Annotated in this window: 18 protein-coding genes; 6 read left to right on the top strand and 12 right to left on the bottom strand. The window is 58.3% G+C overall.

Going from position 1 to position 22874, the window contains the following annotated elements; all coding sequences use genetic code 11:
- Positions 1 to 2: 2 nt before the first annotated feature.
- Complete coding sequence (locus tag WC859_04285; GenBank protein MFA5975365.1) at positions 3 to 458, bottom strand: hypothetical protein; 456 nt, start codon at positions 456 to 458, stop codon at positions 3 to 5.
- 94 nt (positions 459 to 552) lie between these two features.
- Between WC859_04285 and WC859_04280 the strand changes: the two genes are divergently transcribed.
- Positions 553 to 2262, top strand: coding sequence for an NAD-dependent malic enzyme (locus WC859_04280; protein MFA5975364.1), 1710 nt, complete (start codon positions 553 to 555; stop codon positions 2260 to 2262).
- Between the two features lie 9 nt (positions 2263 to 2271).
- On the opposite strand, the gene cydB is transcribed toward WC859_04280, so the two are convergent.
- Both cydB and WC859_04270 read right to left on the bottom strand, forming a co-directional pair.
- Positions 2272 to 3285, bottom strand: coding sequence for a cytochrome d ubiquinol oxidase subunit II (gene cydB, locus WC859_04275; protein ID MFA5975363.1), 1014 nt, complete (start codon positions 3283 to 3285; stop codon positions 2272 to 2274).
- On the bottom strand, positions 3285 to 4613 hold the full coding sequence (locus WC859_04270; protein ID MFA5975362.1) for a cytochrome ubiquinol oxidase subunit I: 1329 nt from the start codon (positions 4611 to 4613) through the stop codon (positions 3285 to 3287). Before WC859_04270 ends, cydB begins: the two co-directional genes overlap by 1 nt.
- Positions 4614 to 4721: 108 nt before the next feature.
- Between WC859_04270 and WC859_04265 the strand changes: the two genes are divergently transcribed.
- A complete protein-coding gene (locus WC859_04265; GenBank protein MFA5975361.1) occupies positions 4722 to 6503 on the top strand; it encodes a phosphoenolpyruvate carboxykinase (GTP) in 1782 nt (593 codons plus the stop codon).
- Positions 6481 to 7473 carry a hypothetical protein gene (locus WC859_04260; protein ID MFA5975360.1) on the top strand — a complete coding sequence of 331 codons (993 nt, stop codon included), beginning with the start codon at positions 6481 to 6483 and terminating at the stop codon, positions 7471 to 7473. The genes WC859_04265 and WC859_04260 overlap by 23 nt, the downstream gene beginning before the upstream one ends.
- Here WC859_04260 and WC859_04255 read toward each other — a convergent pair.
- From WC859_04255 to WC859_04215, 9 genes are all read right to left on the bottom strand, one after another.
- On the bottom strand, positions 7470 to 8231 hold the full coding sequence (locus WC859_04255) for a 4Fe-4S dicluster domain-containing protein (GenBank protein ID MFA5975359.1): 762 nt from the start codon (positions 8229 to 8231) through the stop codon (positions 7470 to 7472). The genes WC859_04260 and WC859_04255 overlap by 4 nt on opposite strands.
- A 15-nt stretch (positions 8232 to 8246) precedes the next feature.
- Positions 8247 to 9731, bottom strand: coding sequence for a hydrogenase (locus tag WC859_04250; protein MFA5975358.1), 1485 nt, complete (start codon positions 9729 to 9731; stop codon positions 8247 to 8249).
- On the bottom strand, positions 9731 to 11203 hold the full coding sequence (locus tag WC859_04245; protein MFA5975357.1) for a proton-conducting transporter membrane subunit: 1473 nt from the start codon (positions 11201 to 11203) through the stop codon (positions 9731 to 9733). Before WC859_04245 ends, WC859_04250 begins: the two co-directional genes overlap by 1 nt.
- Complete coding sequence (locus WC859_04240; GenBank protein ID MFA5975356.1) at positions 11200 to 11844, bottom strand: NADH-quinone oxidoreductase subunit K; 645 nt, start codon at positions 11842 to 11844, stop codon at positions 11200 to 11202. Before WC859_04240 ends, WC859_04245 begins: the two co-directional genes overlap by 4 nt.
- On the bottom strand, positions 11841 to 12734 hold the full coding sequence (locus tag WC859_04235; protein ID MFA5975355.1) for an NADH-quinone oxidoreductase subunit H: 894 nt from the start codon (positions 12732 to 12734) through the stop codon (positions 11841 to 11843). The genes WC859_04240 and WC859_04235 overlap by 4 nt, the downstream gene beginning before the upstream one ends.
- Positions 12735 to 12870: 136 nt before the next feature.
- Positions 12871 to 14841 carry a proton-conducting transporter membrane subunit gene (locus tag WC859_04230; protein MFA5975354.1) on the bottom strand — a complete coding sequence of 657 codons (1971 nt, stop codon included), beginning with the start codon at positions 14839 to 14841 and terminating at the stop codon, positions 12871 to 12873.
- A complete protein-coding gene (locus tag WC859_04225) occupies positions 14838 to 15539 on the bottom strand; it encodes a PTS sugar transporter subunit IIA (GenBank protein MFA5975353.1) in 702 nt (233 codons plus the stop codon). The genes WC859_04230 and WC859_04225 overlap by 4 nt, the downstream gene beginning before the upstream one ends.
- A complete protein-coding gene (locus WC859_04220) occupies positions 15536 to 15874 on the bottom strand; it encodes a metalloregulator ArsR/SmtB family transcription factor (GenBank protein MFA5975352.1) in 339 nt (112 codons plus the stop codon). Before WC859_04220 ends, WC859_04225 begins: the two co-directional genes overlap by 4 nt.
- A gap of 75 nt (positions 15875 to 15949) precedes the next feature.
- Positions 15950 to 17614 (bottom strand): putative transporter, encoded by a 1665-nt coding sequence (locus tag WC859_04215; protein MFA5975351.1) that lies wholly within the window; start codon positions 17612 to 17614, stop codon positions 15950 to 15952.
- Positions 17615 to 17746: 132 nt separating this feature from the next.
- On the opposite strand from WC859_04215, the gene WC859_04210 reads away from it, so the two are divergent.
- The 3 genes from WC859_04210 (at position 17747) to WC859_04200 (ending at position 22832) form a co-directional block, all read left to right on the top strand.
- Entirely contained in the window at positions 17747 to 20500 is a 2754-nt protein-coding gene (locus WC859_04210) for a bifunctional acetate--CoA ligase family protein/GNAT family N-acetyltransferase (protein ID MFA5975350.1), read from the top strand.
- Between the two features lie 174 nt (positions 20501 to 20674).
- On the top strand, positions 20675 to 21541 hold the full coding sequence (locus tag WC859_04205; protein ID MFA5975349.1) for a LysM peptidoglycan-binding domain-containing protein: 867 nt from the start codon (positions 20675 to 20677) through the stop codon (positions 21539 to 21541).
- Positions 21441 to 22832: a glucose-6-phosphate isomerase gene (locus tag WC859_04200; GenBank protein MFA5975348.1), complete on the top strand. Its 1392-nt coding sequence runs from the start codon at positions 21441 to 21443 to the stop codon at positions 22830 to 22832. Before WC859_04205 ends, WC859_04200 begins: the two co-directional genes overlap by 101 nt.
- Positions 22833 to 22874: the final 42 nt, after the last annotated feature.

Genomic DNA, 22874 nt, shown 5'->3' with positions numbered 1-22874 from the left:
CGCTAACGCAGGCTGAACGCGCGGACGATCCCGAGCCAAATCAAAACGGTCGCTGCCTGCAACACGAACCAGACCGCAAAACCAGCGACCAGACGCCCCTGAGTTGTTCGCTTTTTCGCGAGAACGGATTCCGATTCACTGACCCAATTCAGGTACAGCCCGACGAGCGCAAAGGGGAGCGCCACAACCAGCGATCCCGGCATAAAAATAACCGGGATGTGCGAGCCGGAATAACACAGGGCCCCCAAAACGAACGCGATCATGATCGCATAGGCAATCAACGTGACGCGCGCCAGGAACTTTGGTGTTGCATAGATGCCCCAGCCCTCCGGTTGAGGCTCGTCGTCTTCATCATGGACCAACGATTCCTCCAGGTGTTTCAGATCGTCATCGTCGATGGGCATCGTCCCCTCCCGTTCGCTATTCCTCTTCGACGGGACCTGCGGCGATGAACTCATCCGCCGCGGGTCCTTGCTTTCATTGCTACTATTTGGATAATAGCTTTATTTGAAGGTTCAAGAAAGCTCCGCAGGGCCTCAGGGAGGAACCGATATGACGAGTCATTTCTCCAAAACGAACGGAACTCCGATTTCAACGTCTCTCTATGGCCGTTCCCTGTTGGCCGACTCCTTTTTCAACAAAGGGACCGCTTTCACCGAAGACGAGCGAAAAGAATTTGAGCTGACCGGCTTGCTTCCGGCCCATGTTTCCACCCTGGAAGAACAACTGCAGCAGACGTACGAGAATTTCAAAAAGAAAGAAACGCCCCTCGAGAAGTACCTTTACCTGGCCGCTTTGCAGGACTGCAACGAGACGCTTTTTTATCGCCTGGTGCAAACGCATATTGCCGAGATGGTCCCGATTATTTACACGCCGACCGTTGGCGAAGCCTGCCAGAAGTTCAGCCACATTTTCAGCCGGGCGCTGGGCCTTTATCTTTCCTATCCCAATCCGCGCCCGATCCTTGACCTCTTAAAAGCGAATGCGCCGGAGGATATGGAGGTCATTGTCGTGACCGATGGCGAGCGCATCCTGGGTCTGGGAGATTTAGGGGTCGGCGGAATGGGGATCCCGATCGGCAAGCTCGCGCTTTATTCGCTTTGCGCCGGACTTCATCCGCGTAAAACGTTGCCGATTCTCTTAGATGTCGGCACCAATAACACCGATCTCCTGAACGATCCCCTGTACCTGGGTTGGCGGCATCAACGGCTTCAAGGGGAAGACTACGACCGCTACATCGATTCGTTTGTCCAAGCCGTGAAAACCCGATGGCCGCATGTCATTCTGCAGTGGGAGGATTTCTCCAAAAACAACGCCTGGCGGCTCCTGCAGCACTACCGCTCCCAATTGGCCACATTTAACGACGATATCCAAGGAACCGCCGCGGTGACGTTGGCCGGTCTTTTACGCGCTGTCCAAAAAACCGGCCGGGACCTGGCGGAAGAACGAATTGTGATTGCCGGTGCCGGATCGGCGGCGACCGGAATAGCCGATTTGATCTGTGCCGCCTTGCAGGAACGAGGGAAGCGGCGAGATCAAACGCTGCGCCAACTCTGGCTGGTGGACTCCCGGGGGCTGGTGCACATCGCGCGATCCGATCTCAGCGTAGAAAAACGCGGCTTTGCCCAAACGCTGGACCATTTGAAACAGGTGGGATTGGATGCCGCACGCCCGCTTTCTTTAGAAACAGTCGTCCGCCAAGTCAAACCCACGGCGCTGATCGGCGTCTCCGGACAGCCGGGGATGTTTACGGAACCGCTCATTCGTTTGATGACCGCGGCGGTTCCCCAGCCTATCATCTTTCCCTTGTCGAACCCCACGTCAAAGGCCGAGGCGACTCCTCAACAGCTGACGGAATGGACAAACGGTCAAGCCCTGGTCGCCACCGGCAGTCCGTTTCCTCCGATGACGTGGCAAGACCGCCAGACCCCGGTGGGCCAATGCAACAACGCCTTTATTTTCCCGGGCATCGGCCTGGGACTCGTCGCCTCGCAAGCGGCTTCCGTTCCGGAGGAGGTGTTCCTGGCTTCCGCCAAAACCCTCGCCGCTTTTAACGAACGGCTTCCCGGTTATGCAGACTCGCTTTTCCCCAACCTGGAGCATGTCAAAACCGTTTCCTGCCAGATTGCGCTGGCGGTCGGGCAAGAGATTATTCGAAAAGGATTGTCCTACGGTCACCTGAAGGAAGAACAGCTTCCGGAACGGCTGCAGCAATGCTTCTGGGAACCGGGATACCGGCCGCTCCGCCGGCTTCCCCGTTAACACATCTTTCTAATAACTGGCGGGTCCGAGACGGACTTTGCCGCGGAAAACCCAGTGGACAATGGCGGTATAGGCCAGAACCATCGGCAGGCCAATCCCCGCGATGACCAGCATAAAACTCAACGTTCTCTGGGAAGAAGCCGCATTGACGATCGTCAGGCTGTTCTCCGATTGAGGGTTGGAGATCACGAGATTTGGAAAAACACTGCTCCCAAAGAGCATCAACAAAGACGCAACCGCTATCGAGGATGACGCAAACGCCCGGCCGGCCTGACGGAGACGCAACTCTCTCACGATATTGACAATCGCAATCAGCGGGAGGAGAACGACCCCCAGAAGAACGGGATTTTCTCTCATGGGGAACATCATCCGGGGGTTGACGGCCAGCGTGGCCCCGGTGGCCACCACATAGCAAGCCACAAAGAAAAGAACGCTCCACATGATCCATCCCCAAAGCCGATCATGGACGTCCCCCTCGGTTTTTACAAGCAAATAAATACCCCCGTGCATCGAAAAGAGCGCCAGCGTGGTCAACCCAATCAGCAGGGCATAGGGATTCAGAAGCCCCCAAAAGGCTCCCGCGAATTCATGGTCCGGCCCCAGCGGAATTCCCCGCGTCAGATTTCCCAACGCCACCCCGAGCAGAACAGCCGCTATCACGCTGCTGAGACTAAACCCCACATCCCACAGCTGTCGCCACCAGCGTCCAGGCTGCCGGCTGCGGAATTCGATCGACACCGCCCGGAAAATCAGCGCCGCCAGCAGCACCATGAAGGCCGGGTAAAACCCGGAGAACACGGTGGCATACGCCTCCGGGAAAGCGGCGAACAGGGCCCCTCCTCCGGCGATCAGCCAGACTTCATTCCCGTCCCAAACCGGTCCGATGGCATTAAGAAGCAGCCGTCGTTCCTCGTCCTTCTTCACAAAAAGATGCCAGGCCCCGGTACCCAGGTCAAACCCGTCAAGAATGGCATATCCAATGAAAAGAATACCGATCAGGCAAAACCAAATAACATTTAGCATCAGACGCTCCCTTCTTCCGCTGGACCTAGTTTTATTTTCTGGTAGAACAGGACTAAAAAAACAGCCAGCAACAACAGATAAATCAGAGTGAACATCACGATGGAGACTCGGATCATATTCGCCGGCACAACCTTGGACAACCCCTCCGAGGTTCGCAACAAATGATACACAATCCAGGGCTGCCGTCCCATCTCGGCCGCAAACCAGCCTGTTTGGTTAGCGATCTGCGGCCCCAGCACCGCTATTACAAAGAGATTCAAAAGCCACCGTTGATCCCAAAGCGACCCGCGCATCCCATAGAAGACACCGAGTGCCGCCAGGGCGATCAGAGCAAAACCGATCCCGACCATGACATGGTAGGTTTGAAACGTGGCGTTGACCGGTGGCCAATTTTCACGAGGAAAGGCCCGGAGGCCGGGGACCGCCTTGGCGGGATTCCCGTGAACCATCCAGCTTAAAAGTCCCGGAATCTTCAGGCCACTGACACGCTCGTCTTTTTCATGAACCCAGCCGAACACATAGGCGCTTGCCGGGGCATTGGCTTCGTACACGCCTTCAAAAGCCGCCAACTTTTCCGGCTGCGTACGGCTCACGATGATCGCGCTGTGATGCCCGGACACCAGTTGCCCCAGCGAAGCAACGATCGCCACCCCCAGCCCGATTTTCACGAAGGCTTTCGCGAATTCCAGATGACGCTTCTTGAGAAGGTAATACGCCCCAACGCTGATGACCAGCCAGGCTCCAGCCTGCCAGGCCCCGAGGAAGACATGCGCGACGCGATCCAGCGCGCTCGGGTTCAACACCATCTCCCAAAAACGGGTAATTTCAGCGCGAGCGCCCGGCCCCTCCCCGACGATGTGATACCCCGCAGGGGTCTGCATCCAGGAATTGGCGACGACGATCCAGACGGCGCTCAAGTGGGCTCCGACCGCCACCAAAACAGTGGAAAGAAAATGAATCCGTGGAGAAACTTTATCCCACCCGAACAACAATAAGCCCAAAAACACGGATTCCAGGAAAAAAGCGAAAATGCCTTCGGCCGCCAGAGGACTGCCGAAAACATCACCGACATAGCGCGAATAAGAAGCCCAATTGGTCCCAAATTCGAACTCCATCACCACCCCGGTGGCCACGCCGAGGGCGAACACCAGCCCGAAAACCCGAGCCCAAAAGCGAGTCATCTGCCGGTAAAGCGGCAGGCGGGTCTTCAACCAGAGCCCCTCCATCACCACCAGAATAACGCTGAGCCCGATACTCAAAGGCGGGAAGAGATAATGAAAAGCAATGGTGAGAGCGAATTGGAAGCGCGCAAGGGCGAGTGTCGACATGGCTTGAGTGAAATAATATAATAAATGTCGATAAGGCGGTTTTCGAAACCTCACGCCCCAATCAACTGTCCAATAATTATCCTGTGAAAGAGCGGCTGTGACTTTTTTATGAAAGCAAACTCTACCCTAACTGCACCTTCTTCCCACAAAGAGGCGCTCGCCTGGGTTGATGAAATGGCCCGGCTCTGTCAACCCGATACGGTTTACTGGTGCGACGGTTCGCTCGAAGAAAAAGACCGGTTGTTCCGGGAGTGTCTAACCGACGGCGAATTTGAGCAGCTCAATCAGGAGAAATGGCCGGGGGGTTACCTGCACCGCTCCAACGTCAACGACGTCGCCCGCACCGAAGAACTCACCTTTATCTGCACACGGAAACAAGAGGATGCCGGCATTACGAACAACTGGATGGCGCCGCCGGAAGCCTACCGGAAACTGGGGGAGCTCTTCCAGGGTTCGATGAAGGGCCGGACGATGTACGTCATCCCCTTTATCATGGGGCCGGCCAACTCCCCCTTCGGCAAAATCGGGATCGAAATCACGGACAGCCGCTACGTCGTTTTGAGCATGCGCATCATGACGCGCATGGGGACGGCGGCTTTGCTCGAACTGGGAAGCAGCGGGTCCTTCACCAAGTGCCTCCACGGAAAAGCGGATCTGGATCCCAAGCGGCGATTCATCTGCCACTTCCCGGAGGACAACACGATCTGGAGCGTGGGTTCCGCTTACGGCGGGAACGCGCTGCTCGGGAAAAAATGCCTGGCGCTCCGCATCGGCAGTTACCTAGGCCAGCAACAGGGCTGGATGGCCGAACACATGCTGATTCTGGGGATTGAATATCCCCAGGGTGAAACGCGCTACATCGCCGCGGCTTTCCCGAGTCAATGCGGCAAGACGAACCTGGCCATGCTGATTCCGCCCAAGAGCCTGCCGGGGTACAAGGTCTGGACCGTGGGCGATGATATCGCCTGGCTGCACATCGGCCCGGATGGACGGCTGTGGGCGTCGAATCCGGAAGCCGGGTTTTTTGGCGTCGCGCCGGGAACCAACGCGCAAACCAATCCAAACGCCGTCGAGACGATCAAGCAAAATACCCTCTTTACCAACGTCCTGAAGACGGATGATAACGGCGTCTGGTGGGAAGACATGGGACCGCCGCCGGCTCACGGGATCAACTGGATGGGACATGAGTGGACGCCTGCTTCCGCGGAGAAGGGCGCCCATCCTAATTCCCGCTTTACCACCCCGGCCGCGCAATGCCCTTCCATTTCTCCGCACTGGGAAGATCCGCAAGGGGTGCCGCTCAGCGCCATTTTCTTTGGTGCACGGCGGGCGCGAGTGGCACCGCTCATCTGTGAAAGCCGCAACTGGCAGCACGGCGTTTATCTGGGAGCCACCATGGCCTCGGAAACAACCGCGGCAGCGACCGGCAAAACCGGCGTGGTCCGGCGCGACCCCATGGCGATGCTGCCGTTCCTTGGCTACAACGTAGGCGATTACTTTGCGCACTGGTTGGCGATCGGACAGCGCCTGGGCGCCAAAGCCCCGAAGATTTTCCATGTGAACTGGTTCCGGCGGGATCCGGAGACCAATAAGTTCCTCTGGCCTGGATTTGGAGAAAATCTGCGGGCGCTCTTGTGGGCGCTGGACCGGGCCGATGGAAAAGGCCGGGTCGTTGAAACAGCGATGGGGTATGTCCCCACCCCGGACTCTCTTAATCTAACCGGGCTCGACCTCTCCGCCGACGTATTGAAAAAGCTGCTGGAGGTTGATCCGAAGGACTGGACCGAGGATTTACAGGATCAACAGGCCTTTTTCAATAAGATCGGAGACCGGCTGCCGGCGGCGCTCCGCGAAGAGCAGGAAGCCTTTGCTAAACGCCTGGCTCTTTAGACGATTCTCTTTTTATCTGATCCTGCCCCTGGTTGGGCTGACGCTGGTGAGCCATGCCGAAGACGGCGGCCCATCCTCCTTCATCGGCGGCCCTCAACAAACGTCCATCGATTACACCTTCCATCACTCGCCGGGATCCCGGGCCCCGCAATCCGGCGCCGCGCCGATTCTGACAGGACACCGGGCACATGGTAACTTTGTCGTTTCCAAGAGTTCCGCCAGCACCTGGTCCGTGCAACAATCCGTTGACCACCTTAATCTGACGGAATCCCCAGTGGTGCCGGACACCGGGATGACGGTCCCTGATTCGCTGTGGCAGGTCGAAACCGGCGCGGCTTACAACCATCGCCTCGGAGACCGCCGGGAGTGGGGGATCCGCGGCAGCGTGGGATCAGCCAGCGACAAACCATTCAACAGTCTGAATGAACCAACCGGCCGGCTGACCGCTCATTACCAGATTCCTTCCAGGGCCCATAATGCCTGGATTTTCGCCCTGGCCTATTCAAACAACCGCCACTTCCTGAACAATATCCCGATGCCCATGGTGGCCTACTCGTGGCAGAATCCCTCCGCTGGATTTCGCGCGATCATAGGGTTTCCGTTCGTCGCCCTTTCTTACGCACCGAATGATGCCTGGAGCAGCCGGTTGGCCGTTTTTGGACCCCGCAATCTTTCACTGGAAGTCGCCCGGCGCATCAAAGGTCCGGTCAAAGGCTATGCGGGATTGGATTGGAAACAAATGGAATGGCTGCGGGCCGGGCGGGATGACCACTCGAATCGTCTATTCCTGGATCAGAAAAAAATCGCTTTGGGCCTCCGTTATCCGCTGGGCCGCGCCTATCTCGTCGATCTCAGCGGCGGCCAGGAGTTTGACCGGCGCTTCTTCGAAGGCCATTCCGCTTCCGACAACACGCCTCGCGCGGTCATGGCGAACTCGTGGTTCCTGCAGATCATCCTGCGCTGGCGCTAGCCCAACTTCCCAAGCAACCGGAGAAGGCCGTCCAAGATCGTGAGGGGATGGGGGGGACATCCGGGGATATAGAGATCCACCGGCCAGCGGCCTTCCACTCCATTGCCAACTTCCGAATGGTCTCTGAAAGGACCGCCGGAAATAGCGCAGGCGCCGACGGCGATAACGATTTTCGGAGAAGGAACCGCTTTATACGTATCCTGCAGGGCTTGCTTCATATTTTCTGAAACAGCCCCCGTGATCAGAATCCCGTCCGCATGACGCGGCGAAGCAACGAATTGAATGCCAAAACGGCCGAGATCAAACGTGATGGTGTTCAACACATTGACGTCCGCTTCACAGCCGTTGCAGCCGCCGGCGCTCACCTGCCGCAACTTCAGAGATCTTCCGAAAAGCTTCCGTATTTTCTCATCCAGCAGCCGGGCTTGTTTTTGAAGCGCCCCATCGATCCAGAGATCTTCCCGGCGGCGGGCGGCCATGCGAAAATCCCGCGAGAATTGAAGCGCGCCGTGCGGACAGGCGTCCTGGCATTCCGGACAGAGAAGACACCGCCCCAGATCCAGACGAGGACGGCCCTCGGAACCGAGCTGAAGCGCTTGCGTCGGGCATTGGTCGACGCACAAGCGGCATCCGGACGGACAGCGCTCCGGCTGCAGGACCGGAAGCCCGCGGTAGCGCTCCGGAAGTTCGGGCGATGGCAGGGGGAACGGAATCGTTCTCTTCCCTTGCTTCCATCGTGCGAGTAGCATGCTTAACATAACGACGGCCCCTTCCTAAAGATCATGCCCGGCATAGGACAGATTGAAACTTTTGTTGATCAGCGGAAAATCGGAAATCTGCCCTCCGCGCATCGCCAGGGCCAGTCCTTTCCAGTTATGGAAGGAAGGATCGACGATCTTATAGCGGGCCAACCGACCCTGGCCATCCGTCAGGGCCACATGGGCGATCTCCCCGCGCCATCCTTCGACCAGCGCGATCACCAGGCGGTTCGGATGCAGCGGTTTTACCTCAACGCGCACCGGACCGTCCGGCAGCGTTCCCAGGCGCTCCCTTACGAATATCACGGAACGCTCAATTTCCAACCAGCGCAGATAGGCGCGGGAAAACACATCGCCGGTGTGCCAGGTGGAAACAGGGATCTGTCCGAACCGGAAAAACCCGCCGGGAAATTCAAACCGGGCATCGCGCTCAAGTCCGCAGGCGCGCGCCGCCGGACCGACCAGACCCAGCTCTACGGCCAGGGGGCGCGAAAGACCGCCGACGCCTTCAAATCGGGCCAGAACCGACGGGGTTTTCCAGAGAAGACCGGCGGCCTCAGCCAAATCCCTGAAAGAAGCTTCCAGTTTCGCCAAGAGCGCTTCTGCCAAACGCTCATCCACATCAAATCCAACACCCCCCGGACGGATGAGCCCTCTTCCAAACCGGTTCCCGCACAAAAGCGCCGTCATATTCAGAAAGTCACCGCGCAAGCGCCCGCAGAAAGAAGCGGTCGGCTGGTAGCCCACATCCCCGGCCAAAGCGCCCAGATCTCCCGCATGGTTAGCCAGGCGCTCCAACTCCAGCGCGATCGCCCGCAGGCTTTCGGCTCGCGGCGGGACCCGGCTGTCCGAAAGTGCCTCCACGATTTGAGCGTAAGCGGTGGCGTGGCCGATGGACGTGTCGCCGGCCAGTGTTTCCATCTGGTACAAGGTTCGCGGATGCGGCCCTCCTGGAAGAGCCTGCTCAATGCCGCGGTGCTGATAGCCGAGAGCGATTTCCAGATGCAGCACGTCCTCGCCGTAGCATTGAAACCGGAAATGGCCGGGTTCGATGATGCCGGCATGCACAGGACCGACGGCCACCTCGTGCACTTCGGAGCCGCTCACCCGATAGTAATCCATGGCCCCCGGCAAAGGTCTGGGAGAGGAATTGAAGCGCACGGGCTTCAGCCACGGATGGCCTTCCGGATTGATCCTCCACTGCTCGAATAGCTCCCGTTCAAAAAGCTCCGCTTGCGGGCACTCGCAAGCGAGCGATGGATAACGGCCCTCGACATCAGCGGATAGAACAACCAGGCTCCCCGCGGATCCGTCAGCCAGAACAGCATACAGCCGGACGCGCTTTCCATCCGCGGGATGGCCGAACAGCGCCGAGAGCCGGGAACCTTTCCCCACCAGGGAGAGGACAGCGTTCCGGAACTCCGGAAGGCCGAGAACCGGCACGGTCTCGAGATCCACGGCCTGGCCGTTTGAAACAGATAAAAGCGACGCAGGCGCCATCAAGGAACTCCCAGAGAACGCGCGATCACATGCAGGTGATCGCTGAGGACCGGCGGGACATAAAGCCCGAGCGCGAGAACCCCCATCCCTAAAAACACCGGCGGGAGCACGGTGATCCAGATATCGCGCCGGGGCTTCTCAATACCCGCCGGCGCTTCACCCTGGGCCATGCGCAGCATCACCGTGGCCATGCCGATGAATATCAACGCCAACAGGAGCAGGTAAGTCGCGGCCGCGGCAATCCGTCCGGTATCCAGCGCGGCTTTCAGGATGGTAAATTCACTGATAAAGAGTCCGAAGGGGGGCGATCCGGTTATCGCCAGAAAACCCGCGATCCACAGAGCCCCTGAAATGGGAAGCACCCGGCACGCCCCGCGGACATCCTGGACCGCTTTGCTTTTATAAACCCTCAGGAGATTGCCCGCCACCAGGAACAACATGGCTTTCGCGCAGGAGTGATTGATCGTATGGAGCATCGCCCCGAAAACACCCGCGCCGCCCAACCCGACCCCCAGCGCCAGAATCCCCATGTGTTCCACGCTCGAGTAAGCCAGAAGCCGCTTGTAATCCGTCTGCCCGAGAATGAAAACCACCGCTATCCCCATGGAAAAAAGTCCGAAGTTGATCAGCAGACTTTGCGCGAACGGGCCTTCTCCAGCGGCGGCCAGCACTTGGAAAGCTCTCAGGATCCCGAGAAAAGCACAGTTGAGCAGCGCCCCCGACAAAAGCGCAGAGACCACGGAGGGCGACTCGCTGTGGGCGTCGGGCAGCCAGGTGTGCAGAGGAGCCAGCCCCATCTTCGTGCCATAGCCGACCAGATAGAAAAGGAAAGCGGCCTTCAACCATGGGACCTGAAGGCGGGACGCGTGGGGAATCAGGTCGGGGATGACCAGAGTCAGAACGGACCCGGTCCGGCTGGAGGCGGCGACGGCCAGGAAGAAATTACCCAACAAGGCCAGCGCGATCCCGACCGAACAGATCAGAAGATATTTCCAGGCCGCTTCCAGAGAGCGATGGTGGCGATGAAAATAAATCAGAGGCGCGCTGGAGAGCGTGGTCGCCTCCACCGCCACCCAGAGAAGCCCGACATGCTGCGAAACCGTTACCAGCGTCATGGTCGCCAGAAAAAGCAGGAGACAGCCGGTGAAAACGGCTTCGGGGGCATTGATATAAAAAATATGCTCTTCATAATCCTGGATTTGCCCGTGATGTTCCCGGCGCAGGTAGCCGACGCCATACACCGCGGCCGCAAGGAATAGCAAACTCGTGATCGACAGGAAATAAAGCCCCAGCGGGTCCAGGGCCATCCAACCATGGAGGATGGGGCTGGGCAAGCGGCGCCAGGCCAAGGCCGTCAGAAGAGTATGCAAGACCGCACAGGCCAACAGGAGCGCCCGGCGGACGCGGTCGTGACGGAGCCACAACGACACCAGCCCCCCGCCCAAGGGAATGGCCAGAAGCGCCAGAATCATAGATCCACGTCCCTCAGCGTGTCCATCCGGTCCGTATCGATATGATCAAACTCCCGGTTGATATGAAAAATCATAATTCCCATGACAAAAACCGCGACGAAGACGTCCAGCAGCACCCCCAGTTCGACCAGCAATGGCTGCTCATGAACCAGAGAAATCCCGAAGATATAAATCCCGTTTTCAAGAACCAGATACCCCAGCACCTGGGAAACCGCGATGCGGCGACTTACGAGCAGAAAGAGTCCGACCAGAATCATGAAGAACCCTCCGGGCAGCACCAGCGGGCTGCCCGGTGACAGCGGGAACGGCAGACGGGAACTCAGCCAGAACGCGGCTGCCAGCGCCAGAGCTCCCAGCACAAGAGAAAGCGTGAATCCGACGAAAGGCTCCACCTCCCGGCGTACATGCGCTTCCCGCACCGCGCGGGACAGGAGAAAAGGGAACATAATGCCTTTCAATACGATGATCCCAGCCGATAATAGGAAGACGTGAAACGTCAACTCTCCGCTCACAAAAAACGGCAATACCCCAAGGGCCACCCCCTGGATGGCCACCATGCGGATACATTCGGCCAGACGGCTGGTCCCAAGAAGCATCAGGTTCGTCAGGATGATCGCGACCATCAATACATCGGCGTTCATCGCATCACCAGAAGCAGCGCCAGAAGCGAGCAGACGCCGGCTCCCACCAGAAGCGGCGCGATCCGCGAAAGGCGCAGGCGGGCCATCGCGGATTCGACCACCCCGATAACGACAGCCAACCCCGCCATGCCGCCGATCCAAAAAAGAATGTTTCCCTGACCCGTACCAGACGACAAAACTCCGACGAGAAGCGCTTCGAAGAGCCAGAGCTTCAGCGCCGAGCCATAAAAAATAAACGCCAGGTCCGGTCCGCTGTGATCCAGCACCATGACTTCATGGATCATGGTGAGTTCCAGATGCGTGTTGGGGTCATCCACCGGGATGCGCGCGTTTTCCGCCAGACAGACGACAAAAAGAGCGGCGGCAACCAGTGCCAGCGCCGCGACCGCATTCGTCCAGACCCCCGCCGGTAAGTCGGCGAAAATATCGGACAAGGAAAGAGCCTGGCTTTGCCGGGCCAACGCGGCCAGGCACAGAAGAAGCGCGGGTTCAGCCAGCGCGGAGAAGGTGACCTCCCGGCTGGCTCCCATGCCCTCAAAACTCGATCCGGTATCCAGAGCGGCGATCACTGTCAAAAAGCGCAGAAGACCCAGCAGGCAGACCATCATCACAAAATCACCCGGGAAGGACACCGCGCTCCGCGCGCCTCCCCACGGCACGATCATCAGCGCGGCCAGGACAGCGGCCAGCCCGACGACCGGTCCGGCACGAAAGACTCCGCCCGTGGTCCGGCTGTACACCGCGCCTTTGCGCAGCAACTTGAACATATCATGATAGGGTTGCAGCAGGGGCGGGCCGCGTCGCCCCGCAAAAACCGCTTTGACGCGGTTGATGATGCCGGAAAGCAGCGGGGCGAAAAGAAGAGCGGCAAAAAATGGAATGCCATTCATCGGTGTTTCACCCGAAATACCTTGTCACTGCTTATGTCGTCATTCCCCGCGGGTTCTGGCGGGGAATCTATGTCTAAGACAGGATAGATCCCCTGCCAGTGACCGCAGGGGATGACGACAAGTGAAAAATCCCGGTTCATCCTAATCTCCAGATCAAAAGAATCAGCAAAGTAACCATGATGTAAAGAATATAGAGCTGCACGCGGCCATGCTGGAGCCAGCGGAACTTCGACAGCACGGCTTCAATACCGTCAAACGCTGTCCGGTAAAGTCCGGATTGAAAGAGGTCTGGCGTTTCCGTCGACAAGGCCGTTTCTTTCGGGAAGAGTCCCTCGGGTCGAACGAAGGTCCGGCGGGTACGCAAGGTCGACCGGAAGAGACTGATCAGGGGTTGGGCGAAAGACGAGGCCGTATATTGCATCCGGGCCGACGGCTGCGAATACCCGCAGCCCCAGGTCCTGGCCTGCGCCACAGGACGTCCCCGAAGCAGAAACCGGCGCAGCCCGGCCAGGAGGAACGCCCCGACCAAGAGTCCAAACGCCACGGAAACGACTCCCTGCAAGGGGATCCTGGCCATCGACAAACCCTTGTGAACTTCCTCAGGCGGGAGACGAGTGACGCAGGCCAACACCCCCCTGAGCGCGCCATCCAGACCGAGCGGCGCAAAAATCCCGATGGCTAAACAGGCGATGGCCAGGGCCGCCATGGGCAGGCGCATCTCATAGCCGGCTTCGTGCGCCTGCGCCCCGTACGGACTGCGTGTCTCCCCCAGAAAGATCACGCCAAAAGCCTTCGTGAAACAGGCCGCGGCCAGCCCTCCGATGAGCCCCAGGGCAATGAGCGCGGCGATAAAAGGGACACTGGCGACGGCAGTGGCGGAGGTGATGCCCTTCAAGGCCCCCAGATAAATGAGAAACTCGCTCACAAATCCGTTGAAAGGTGGAAGGCCAGAGATGGCCACGGACCCGACGAGAAAAGACACGCCGGTCCAGGGCATGCGCTTCCAAAGCCCTCCCAGATGATCGATCTCGCCGGTGCCTGTCGCGTGCAGGACGGATCCCGCCCCGAGAAAGAGCAATCCCTTGAACACCGCGTGATTGAGAACGTGCAGCAGGCCTCCGCCGAACCCCAGCACCGCCAGAGGGGTTGAACCGTAATGGACTCCGAGCAGGCCAACCCCAAGGCCCAGAGCGATAATCCCTATATTCTCGACGCTGTGGTAAGCCAGGAGACGCTTGAGGTCATGCTGAGCCAGAGCATAGAGTACACCGAGAATGCCAGAGACTGAGCCGATCCCGACGAGAAGCCATCCCCACCAGGCCGGCGGCGGTCCCAGAAAGGTGAGCACGCGCAAAATGCCGTAGATCCCAGTCTTGATCATGACGCCCGACATGAGAGCGGAGACATAACTGGGCGCGGCCGGGTGGGCCTCGGGCAGCCAGACATGAAAGGGAACGAACCCTGCCTTGGTGCCAAAACCGACGATCGCCAAACAGAAAAGAATGGAGACCAGACCGGGAGTCAACGTCTGAGGTGATCCAAAGCGGTCAAAATCGAGGCCTCCGGCCCCCCGGCCCAAGAGGATAAAGAGGACCAGGAGAAAGGCGGTGCCTATATGCATCGCCACCAAGTACGTCCATCCGGCCTCGCGGACGCTTTCCTTTTCGTGCTCAAGAGTGACCAGAAAGAAGGACGACAAAGACATTGCTTCCCAGGCCACCAGAAAAAGCACACCGTTACGCGCGGCCAAAACCAGCGCGATGCTGGCCACGAGCCCATTAAAAAATGGTGAAAGATTGTCCGAACCATAAACAGCGGTGAGCGCTGAAAGCAGAAAAAGAGGGACCAGGAAAAAAGCCGAAAGCGGATCCAGCGCCATCGAAAACGAACCGTTGGGAACAGCCCACGGGAGTTGCACGGAAACGGTGGCGCCGTTCCAGAGAATCCACAAGGCCGGCACCAGCCCTATAAGAGAACCGATGACCACTCCGGGGACCGCTGTTCCCAAGCGGAGGCCGGCCATCCTGCGCAGAAAAGGATCAAGTATCCCGCTGACCAGAATCAACACCAGGGAAAACAGAAACGTTGAAAGGATCCAGGAATTCAATGCGAAGGTCTTTCAGTGGTGGGTAGATGAAAACCGGCTTCGACCTGCCGGACCGCCTCCAGGATCTGGGGGGCCGGAGCGCGCTGGGCGATGAGTACGCCGAAGGACGGCTGGCGAAGCGCAAAGGACAACTGGGACAGCAGATAAAGATGCGCGCGGACGGTGTGGCTGACCAGGGTGAACACCGCATAGACCGGCCGGCCATCCAATGCGCCGAAATCCACCGGCGTGCGCAGAAAACAGAGCGTTATCGAAGCTTGCGATATTGGAAGGATAATCGGGTTTCGTACGTGAGGGACGGCGATGCCGTCGCCGATCCCGGTGGAACCTAACGCTTCCCGGGCCATGAGAACGCGCAGCAGATCGTCGCGATGAAACCCCTCCGGAAGAGGCATCAGGCGAACGACCTCCTGCAAAACCGTGGATTGACTGTCTCCGGCGGCGTCATAAAAAATCCCGCCCAGGGTGAGCGCTCCGGAAAGCGTGGGCTGGAATGACGCCGCGGGGCCCTTCTTCTGAATCAGATCAGTTGGAACCGGGATCTGCCGGGTCGATGCCCATTCGAAGAGTTCGGCCCGGTTCATCCGGTATTGCCCTTGGACTTGAGACGCAGGGAGTTCATCCTCATAAATCCAATGGTAAACGGTCTTCTCCGACACCTTGAATAATTTCATGACATCGCGCACGGTTAATTTCATGGTTTGCGGCGTCCCAGATGAGCCAGGATGCGTTCGCTTTCCTTCAGTTTTTTGCCAAGAATATCGATAATCGGATTCAGCACTTTAAAAATATCCTGGTCCCGGATCGTGTAATAAACCGTCACCTTTTCCTGCCGGGAATGAAGAATGCCCGCCTGCTTGAGGATGGCCAGATGCTTGGAGATGCTCGATTGCTCGACCTCCAGCGCACTGACCAACTGCCCCACGGACATTTCACCGTTTTTCAGCCGTTCAATGAGGGCCAGTCTTAACGGGTGGGCTAATGCCTTGAAGAAATCCGCTTTTAATTTAAAAACAATGCTTTCGCCATCCACGGCTTATGGGGTCCTATATGCTTATATTCCCTTGTTGGCATATTATGGGTTCGCCCAGACGGGTTGTCAAATGGCCTAGCGCAAGACCCAGAGCGCGAGGAGCTGAGCGGTGAGAACCCGCAACAGCATGACGAGCGGATAAACTGTGGCAAAGGCAATCGCCGGGGCATCCGAGGGAGCCATGGCATTAGCGAAGGCGAGGGCCGGGGAGTTCATGCTCCCGGCGAGGAAGCCGCAGAGTGAGAGATAATTCGTCTTATAAACCAGGCGTACAAAGAGGGCTCCGATCATCAGCGGCACCAGCGTAATCAGCGACGCACAGGCCATCCAGTACCAGCCTGACCCATTGAGCAGCGCCCGGAAAAACGGCTCTCCAGCCCGCAGGCCCACGCAAGCCAAAAAGAGAACCAGGCCAAACTCCCGGATCATGAAATTGGCGCCGATCGGCATATACCAGATCACCGGACCGATCCGGTTGATCCGCGCTAGAATCATCGCCACAATCAATGGCCCACCCGCCAGTCCTAATTTCACAGGGGCCGGCAGACCTGGTACATGAAACGGGATCGACCCCATAATGACCCCCAGTCCCATCCCGATAAACATGGGGATCAGATGCGGGACATTCAGCTGGTGGGGGGAATTGCCCAGCGCTTGGCTGGCTTTCTGGATGGCTTCCTCTTCGCCAACCACCAGAACCGTATCTCCGAACTGGAGGCACAACGAAGGCGCAGCGGCCAGCTCAATGCTTCCCCGCATGACGCGTGTCAGCGTCACGCCATAGCGGTTTAACAGGTTCAGCTCCTGAAGGGATCGGCCCACCGCGGATTTCGCCGTTACCATGACCCGCTGCGTCGTGATCAGGCTGGGAAGGGTGTACAGATCGAGATCGGTTGGTTTCCCGACGATAATCTGAAACGCCTCCAGCCGGTCCCGCGGGCCGACCGCCAGGAGAACATCCCCGAGGTGCAAGACGCTTCCCGGCGCCGCCACGCTCAACCGATGATCCTGCCAGAGCCGGGAGACCACCACCCCCGCTTGTTCCCAGCCGGGGATATCCTTCAATGCTTTTCCCTGGAGATTGGAATTTTGAACTTCGATGTTCATCGTCTGAAGCGGCGCCGCATGGGGTTGTTCCAGCAAAACCTGCTCGGCTTCTTTTTGAACATTCACACGGAAGCTCAGGCGGACAAGAATCATCGCCAGGATAGTCCCCAGGATGCCGAACGGATAGGCCAGCGCCAGACCCAGTGCCGGTCCATCCGACACCCCGGTCGGCAGAAGAGGGACATCTTTCAGCACCTGTTGAACCGCGCCGAGGCTGGGGGAGATGGTCACGCCCCCCGAATAAAGGCCCACCGCCACGAGCCCGGGCACATGACCGACCCGGACGATCAGCACCGTCATCAGAACACCGGCCAAGACAATGAGGAGCGAAGCGAAATTGAGCGAGAGGCCGTTGCGGCGAAACGTCGAGAAGAAACCCGGGCCGACCTGCAGGCCAATGGCATAGACAAAAAGGATCAGGCCGAAATCCCGGCAAAAATCAAGTACCGTATCGTTGGGCGTCAGGTGGAAATATCCGAAAACAAGGCCGGCAAAAAGCACCCCGGCAATCCCTAGATTAATTCGGAAGACGCGAAACTGCCCCAACGCCAGCCCCCCGAGGGAAACCAGGCTGAGAACGAGCACCGCATGAGCGACAGAGTCGGCGTGGAATAGTGTGATCAAGAAATCCATATTCTCCCCGTCAGGCTTGCATCTGCTAGGAGACTCATTCTAACATGACTTCCAGATGGCTGGCTTATGACAGCGCTCATAGGTTAACCTGTATTTCAATTTATTCCGAAGCGAAAGGAAATCTCGTCTCCCATGGAAAATACTCGTCCATCCGCTGTCTCCGAATCGATCCACGACATTATGAGCCACAAGAATTCGGCTCTGGATATTTTCTTCACCCCGAAAACAGTGGCGGTCGTCGGCGCCACGGAAACACAAGGGAGCGTCGGTCGCACCGTTCTGAAAAACCTGATCAGCAACCCTTTTGGCGGCACCGTTTACCCCGTTAACCCGAAGCGCTCCAACGTCCTGGGGGTCAAAGCGTATCCCCGTGTAGCGGACATCCCGGAAAAAGTCGATTTAGCGGTTGTAGTGACTCCCGCTCCCGCTGTCCCGGGCGTGATCCGGGACTGTGTGCAGGTCGGCATTAAAGGAAGCATCATTATTTCCGCTGGATTCAAAGAGACAGGTCCGGAAGGCGCGGCCCTGGAAAAACAGGTGCTCGAAGAAGCGCGAAAAGGCTCCCTGCGGATCGTCGGCCCGAATTGTCTGGGAGTGATGAACCCCCTGAATGGCTTTAACGCGACATTCGCCGCCACCATGGCGCGACCGGGGAATGTTGGTTTCATCAGTCAAAGCGGCGCGCTGATGACCGCCATTCTGGACTGGAGCCTTCAGGAACTCGTCGGTTTCAGCGCTTTTCTTTCCATTGGCTCCATGCTCGATGTGGGCTGGGGAGATCTCATCGATTATCTGGGAGATGATCCCAATACGCACAGCATCGTGCTTTACATGGAAACTATCGGCGACGCACGGGCTTTCCTTTCCGCCGCCCGCGAAGTCGCTCTCAACAAACCCATCATTGTGATTAAAGCGGGACGAACTGAAGGCGCGGCCAAAGCCGCCGCCTCCCATACCGGCTCTTTGGCCGGCAGCGACGAAGTATTGGAAGCCGCTTTCCGACGGGCAGGGGTCCTGCGCGTGAATCGGATTTCAGACCTCTTTCATATGGCCGAAGTTCTCGGCAAACAACCGCAGGCCGCCGGGCACCGCTTGACGATCATCACCAACGCCGGAGGCCCGGGGGTTTTGGCAACCGACGCCTTGATCAGCACCGGGGGGGAACTCGCCACCATCACCAAAGAAACGACCGAAACACTGAACAAGTTCCTGCCGGCAGCCTGGAGCCACAACAACCCGATCGATGTCCTGGGCGATGCCTCGCCCGAACGCTATGCCAAAACGCTGGAAATCGCGGCTCAGGACCCGGCGAGTGACGGACTCCTGGTGATCCTCACGCCGCAGGCGATGACCGACGCCACGATGACCGCTGAAGCGCTCAAGCCCCTCGGGCAAAATCTGGGAAAACCCGTGCTCGCCAGCTGGATGGGGGGAGCCAGCGTAACCACCGGGACCGACATTCTCCGGCGCGCCAACATCCCGGTTTTTGCTTATCCGGACACCGCGGCCCGCGCCTTCACGTATATCGCACGCTACAGCGAAAACCTGCGGGCGCTTTACGAAACTCCTTCGCCCGCGGCTCTGACCGAAGAAAGCCGGGAAGCGGCCACCCGCGCCCAATCGTTGCTGCAGAAAGTGCGCGACGCGGGACGAACTCTTCTGACCGAAGCCGAAGCTAAAGAGCTTCTGGCGATTTATGGCATTCCCGTTGTTGAAACATTGATCGCGAAAACCGAGTCGGACGCAATGCAGCAGGCCGAGAAGGTGGGGTATCCCGTCGTTCTGAAACTGTACTCCGAAACCATCACCCACAAGACCGATGTCGGCGGCGTACAACTGAATATTCGCAATGCCGAGGCGGTCCGGACGGCCTTCCAGTCGATCGAAAGATCCGTGAAAGAAAAAGCCGGCGCCAATGCTTTCTCGGGCGTGACGGTCCAGAAAATGATCGCCTGGAAAGACGGGTACGAACTGATCATCGGCAGCAGTATCGACCCGCAAGTAGGCCCGGTCCTTCTGTTCGGCAGCGGCGGACAGCTGGTGGAAGTGTTTAAAGACCGCGCGCTGGGGCTTCCTCCCCTCAACACGACTCTGGCGCGCCGGATGATGGAGCGGACCAAGATCTATCAGGCGCTCAAAGGTGTCCGCGGCCGCAAACCCATTGACCTGAAGGCCCTTGAAACCTTGATGGTCCGCTTCAGCCAGCTGGTGGCTGAACAACGCTGGGTGAAAGAACTCGACATCAACCCCCTCCTGGCTTCGCCCGAAGGACTGGTGGCCCTAGATGCACGCGTCGTTCTGCACGATCTGGCATTAAAAGATGATCAACTGCCGCGCCTGGCGATCCGTCCTTACCCGAACCAGTATGTGTTCCAAAGCAAACTAAAGGACGATCTCAAGGTCACCATCCGCCCGATCCGGCAGCAGGATGAGCCGTTGATGGTCAAATTCCATGAGACGCTTTCGGAACGCAGCGTCTACCTCCGCTATCATCAAGCCCTGCCCCTGCCCCAGCGCACCAGCCACGAACGGTTACTGCGGCGCTGTTTCATTGATTACGACCGCGAGATCACTCTCGTCGCTGAAACAACCCACACCAAGGACCAGGAACCCCAATTGCTCGGCATGGCCCGGTTGATCAAACTTCACGGAAGCAACGACGCCAAATTCGCGATCCTGGTCAGCGATCAGGTGCAGCGCCATGGCCTGGGGTCGGAGCTGCTCCGCCGGTTGATTCAGGTGGCCCGGGATGAAAAGGTGTGCCGCCTGGAGGCGGACGTTCTTCGAGAAAACAACGGCATGCAGACCCTGCTTCAAGAATTGAGCTTCAAGATCGAGGGAACGTCCGACCCGGCCATGATGACGGCCTCGCTCACGCTCGGGTAAGCGACCCCGAAACCCTCACCCCAACCCTCTCCCTCATCAGGGAGAGGGAGAACAGATGGCACGGGAGCTGCACCTTCCCCCTGCTGAGGGGGAAGGTGGGTCGCCAACATCTGGCGACCCGGATGAGGGTTCAATAAAATCGACAATCCTCCACGGAAATGGTTCAATTATTCCGTGCGGATCACGCGGCTTCAACTCTTGATTGTCCTTGTTTTAGTAGGCGGGATTGGGATCAGCGGCTTATTGTGGTGGCGCGGTCGCATCACAACGACGGCTCGAAAATCATCTCCGGTAACCCCCGTTTCCTCAGCGGTACCTATCGCGAAGAATCAGCTTCCTTCGATTTCTCTACAAGCGTCTGCGAAAACGATCGCCATTGTCGGAGAGGCTTATCGCAAGCTCGCGAAAGAATCCGGCGATATCCCATCCGTTTCCGTCCCGTTGCGGACCGCGAAGGCGGCCCAGGCGGCCGGCGATTACCCCAAAGCCATGGATTTCGCCAAAGAGGCCTGGCTGGCGCTGAAGATACAGCAAAAAACGGCCGACCGCGGCGTTTATACCGTCGCCAAAGGGGATACGCTGTGGGGAATCGCTGAAAAACATTCCCCGGTTCGTCAGGGGCCCGGCTGGGTGGCGATCTGGAAGGCCAACAAGCGTTTGATTAAAGATTTTGACTGGATTGAAGTCGGCTGGGCCCTGCACATCCCGATGAAACGTTCCGCTTATGTCATGGCGTACTGGAAACCCCGCCCCCCTGCCGAAAGCCAAAACGTTTTCACCGTTGGCCCTGGGGGAACCGAAGAAATCGAAAACCCCGGTTCGTGTCCAGCAGCCCGCGCCGCTGACGCAAACCCCCGACTCTCTGGCGGTGGTTTCATTGAAATTTCCGTCGTCATCCGTTTTACCACCTGTTCAATACCACTAGAAGAAGGAGAAACCGATGTTGTCATTAAACTATTCACACTGCTTATCCGATGCCATTGGCATTCAACACGGCCTGATGGAACCGGAAATCTCCGGCTTACAGCCGCGCCTGAATGACGCGCACCGTTCGGTGACTCAGATGGGGGCCTCCGGCAAACTGGGCTTCATCGACTTGCCCAACCAGATCGAAGAAGCCAAACGGATCATGCGCTGGGCGCGCCGCGCGCGCAAGCCCTTTGACACGCTCGTGGTGCTGGGCATCGGCGGCAGCGCGTTGGGAAACAACTCGCTGCAACAGGCGCTTCGACCGTTCTACTGGAACCTGATGGACCGGAAGGACCGCAAAGGATGGCTGCGGCTTTTTGTGCTCGACAACGTGGACCCGCGCTGGACCGCCGAACTATTGGAAACTCTGGATCTCAAAAAGACCCTCTTCAATGTCATCTCTAAATCCGGAACAACCGCGGAGTGCCTGGCCAATTATTTCTTTTTCCGCAAAGCCGTGGAGAAAACCGTCGGCGCGAAACGGGCCCCGCAGCACTTTGTGCTGACCACGGACGCCAAAAAAGGTTACCTGCGCGAGCTGGCCGCCCGGGAAAAAATGATGACGTTTGAGGTGCCGGGCAATGTGGGGGGACGGTTTTCCGTCTTCACTCCGGTCGGGTTGGTCTCGGCCGCGCTGACCGGGATTGATCTCGTTGAGCTCCTGGGAGGCGCGAAAGCCATGGCCAAGCGCTGCCAGAGTGCGTCCCTGAAAGACAATCCCGCCGCGGTTTATGCCGCCCTTCAATACCTTTACTACCAGAAGGGGGTCAAGCTCTCGGTGCTGATGCCGTATTCGCAAAATCTCTGGTGCGTGGCCGATTGGTACCGCCAACTCTGGGCGGAAAGCCTGGGCAAGAAGCTGGACCGTTCCGGCAAAACCGTCCATCTGGGTCCGACTCCGATCAAAGCGCTAGGCGTTACGGATCAACACTCCCAGGCCCAGCTTTACATGGAGGGGCCTTTTGACAAGATTATTTCTTTCTTGTCGGTGAAGGATTTCGGGCGCAAGACCGTTATCCCTTCCGTGGATGCGAGCCATTACCTGAGCGGACGCACGCTGAATGAATTACTGAAGGCCGAAGAACAGGGGACCCGCTCCGCGCTGACCAAAGCGCAGCGCCCGAATATGACGATTTCCATTTCAGAGATCTCGCCCGCCACGATTGGCGAGCTATTGTTCTTCTTTGAGATGGCAGTCGCTTATATGGGAGAGCTGCTGGACGTCAATGCCTTTGACCAGCCGGGCGTGGAGCTGGCGAAGGTTTATACCTACGCTCTCATGGGCCGCGAAGGCTATGACCCCCAGCGCGCGGAACTGGCCGAGATGGACAAGAAGGATAATGAAAAGCCTCATGTTGTCTGACAGGGGATGTGTAGGGGCGCACCGCTGTGCGCCCGCCAATAA

It is taken from the genome of Elusimicrobiota bacterium (genome assembly GCA_041660185.1).
Lineage (GTDB): Bacteria > Elusimicrobiota > Elusimicrobia > 2-01-FULL-59-12 > 2-01-FULL-59-12 > JBAZWU01.
The sequence above is the reverse complement of the archived record's forward strand: the minus strand, read 5'-3'. Positions and strand labels throughout refer to the sequence as shown.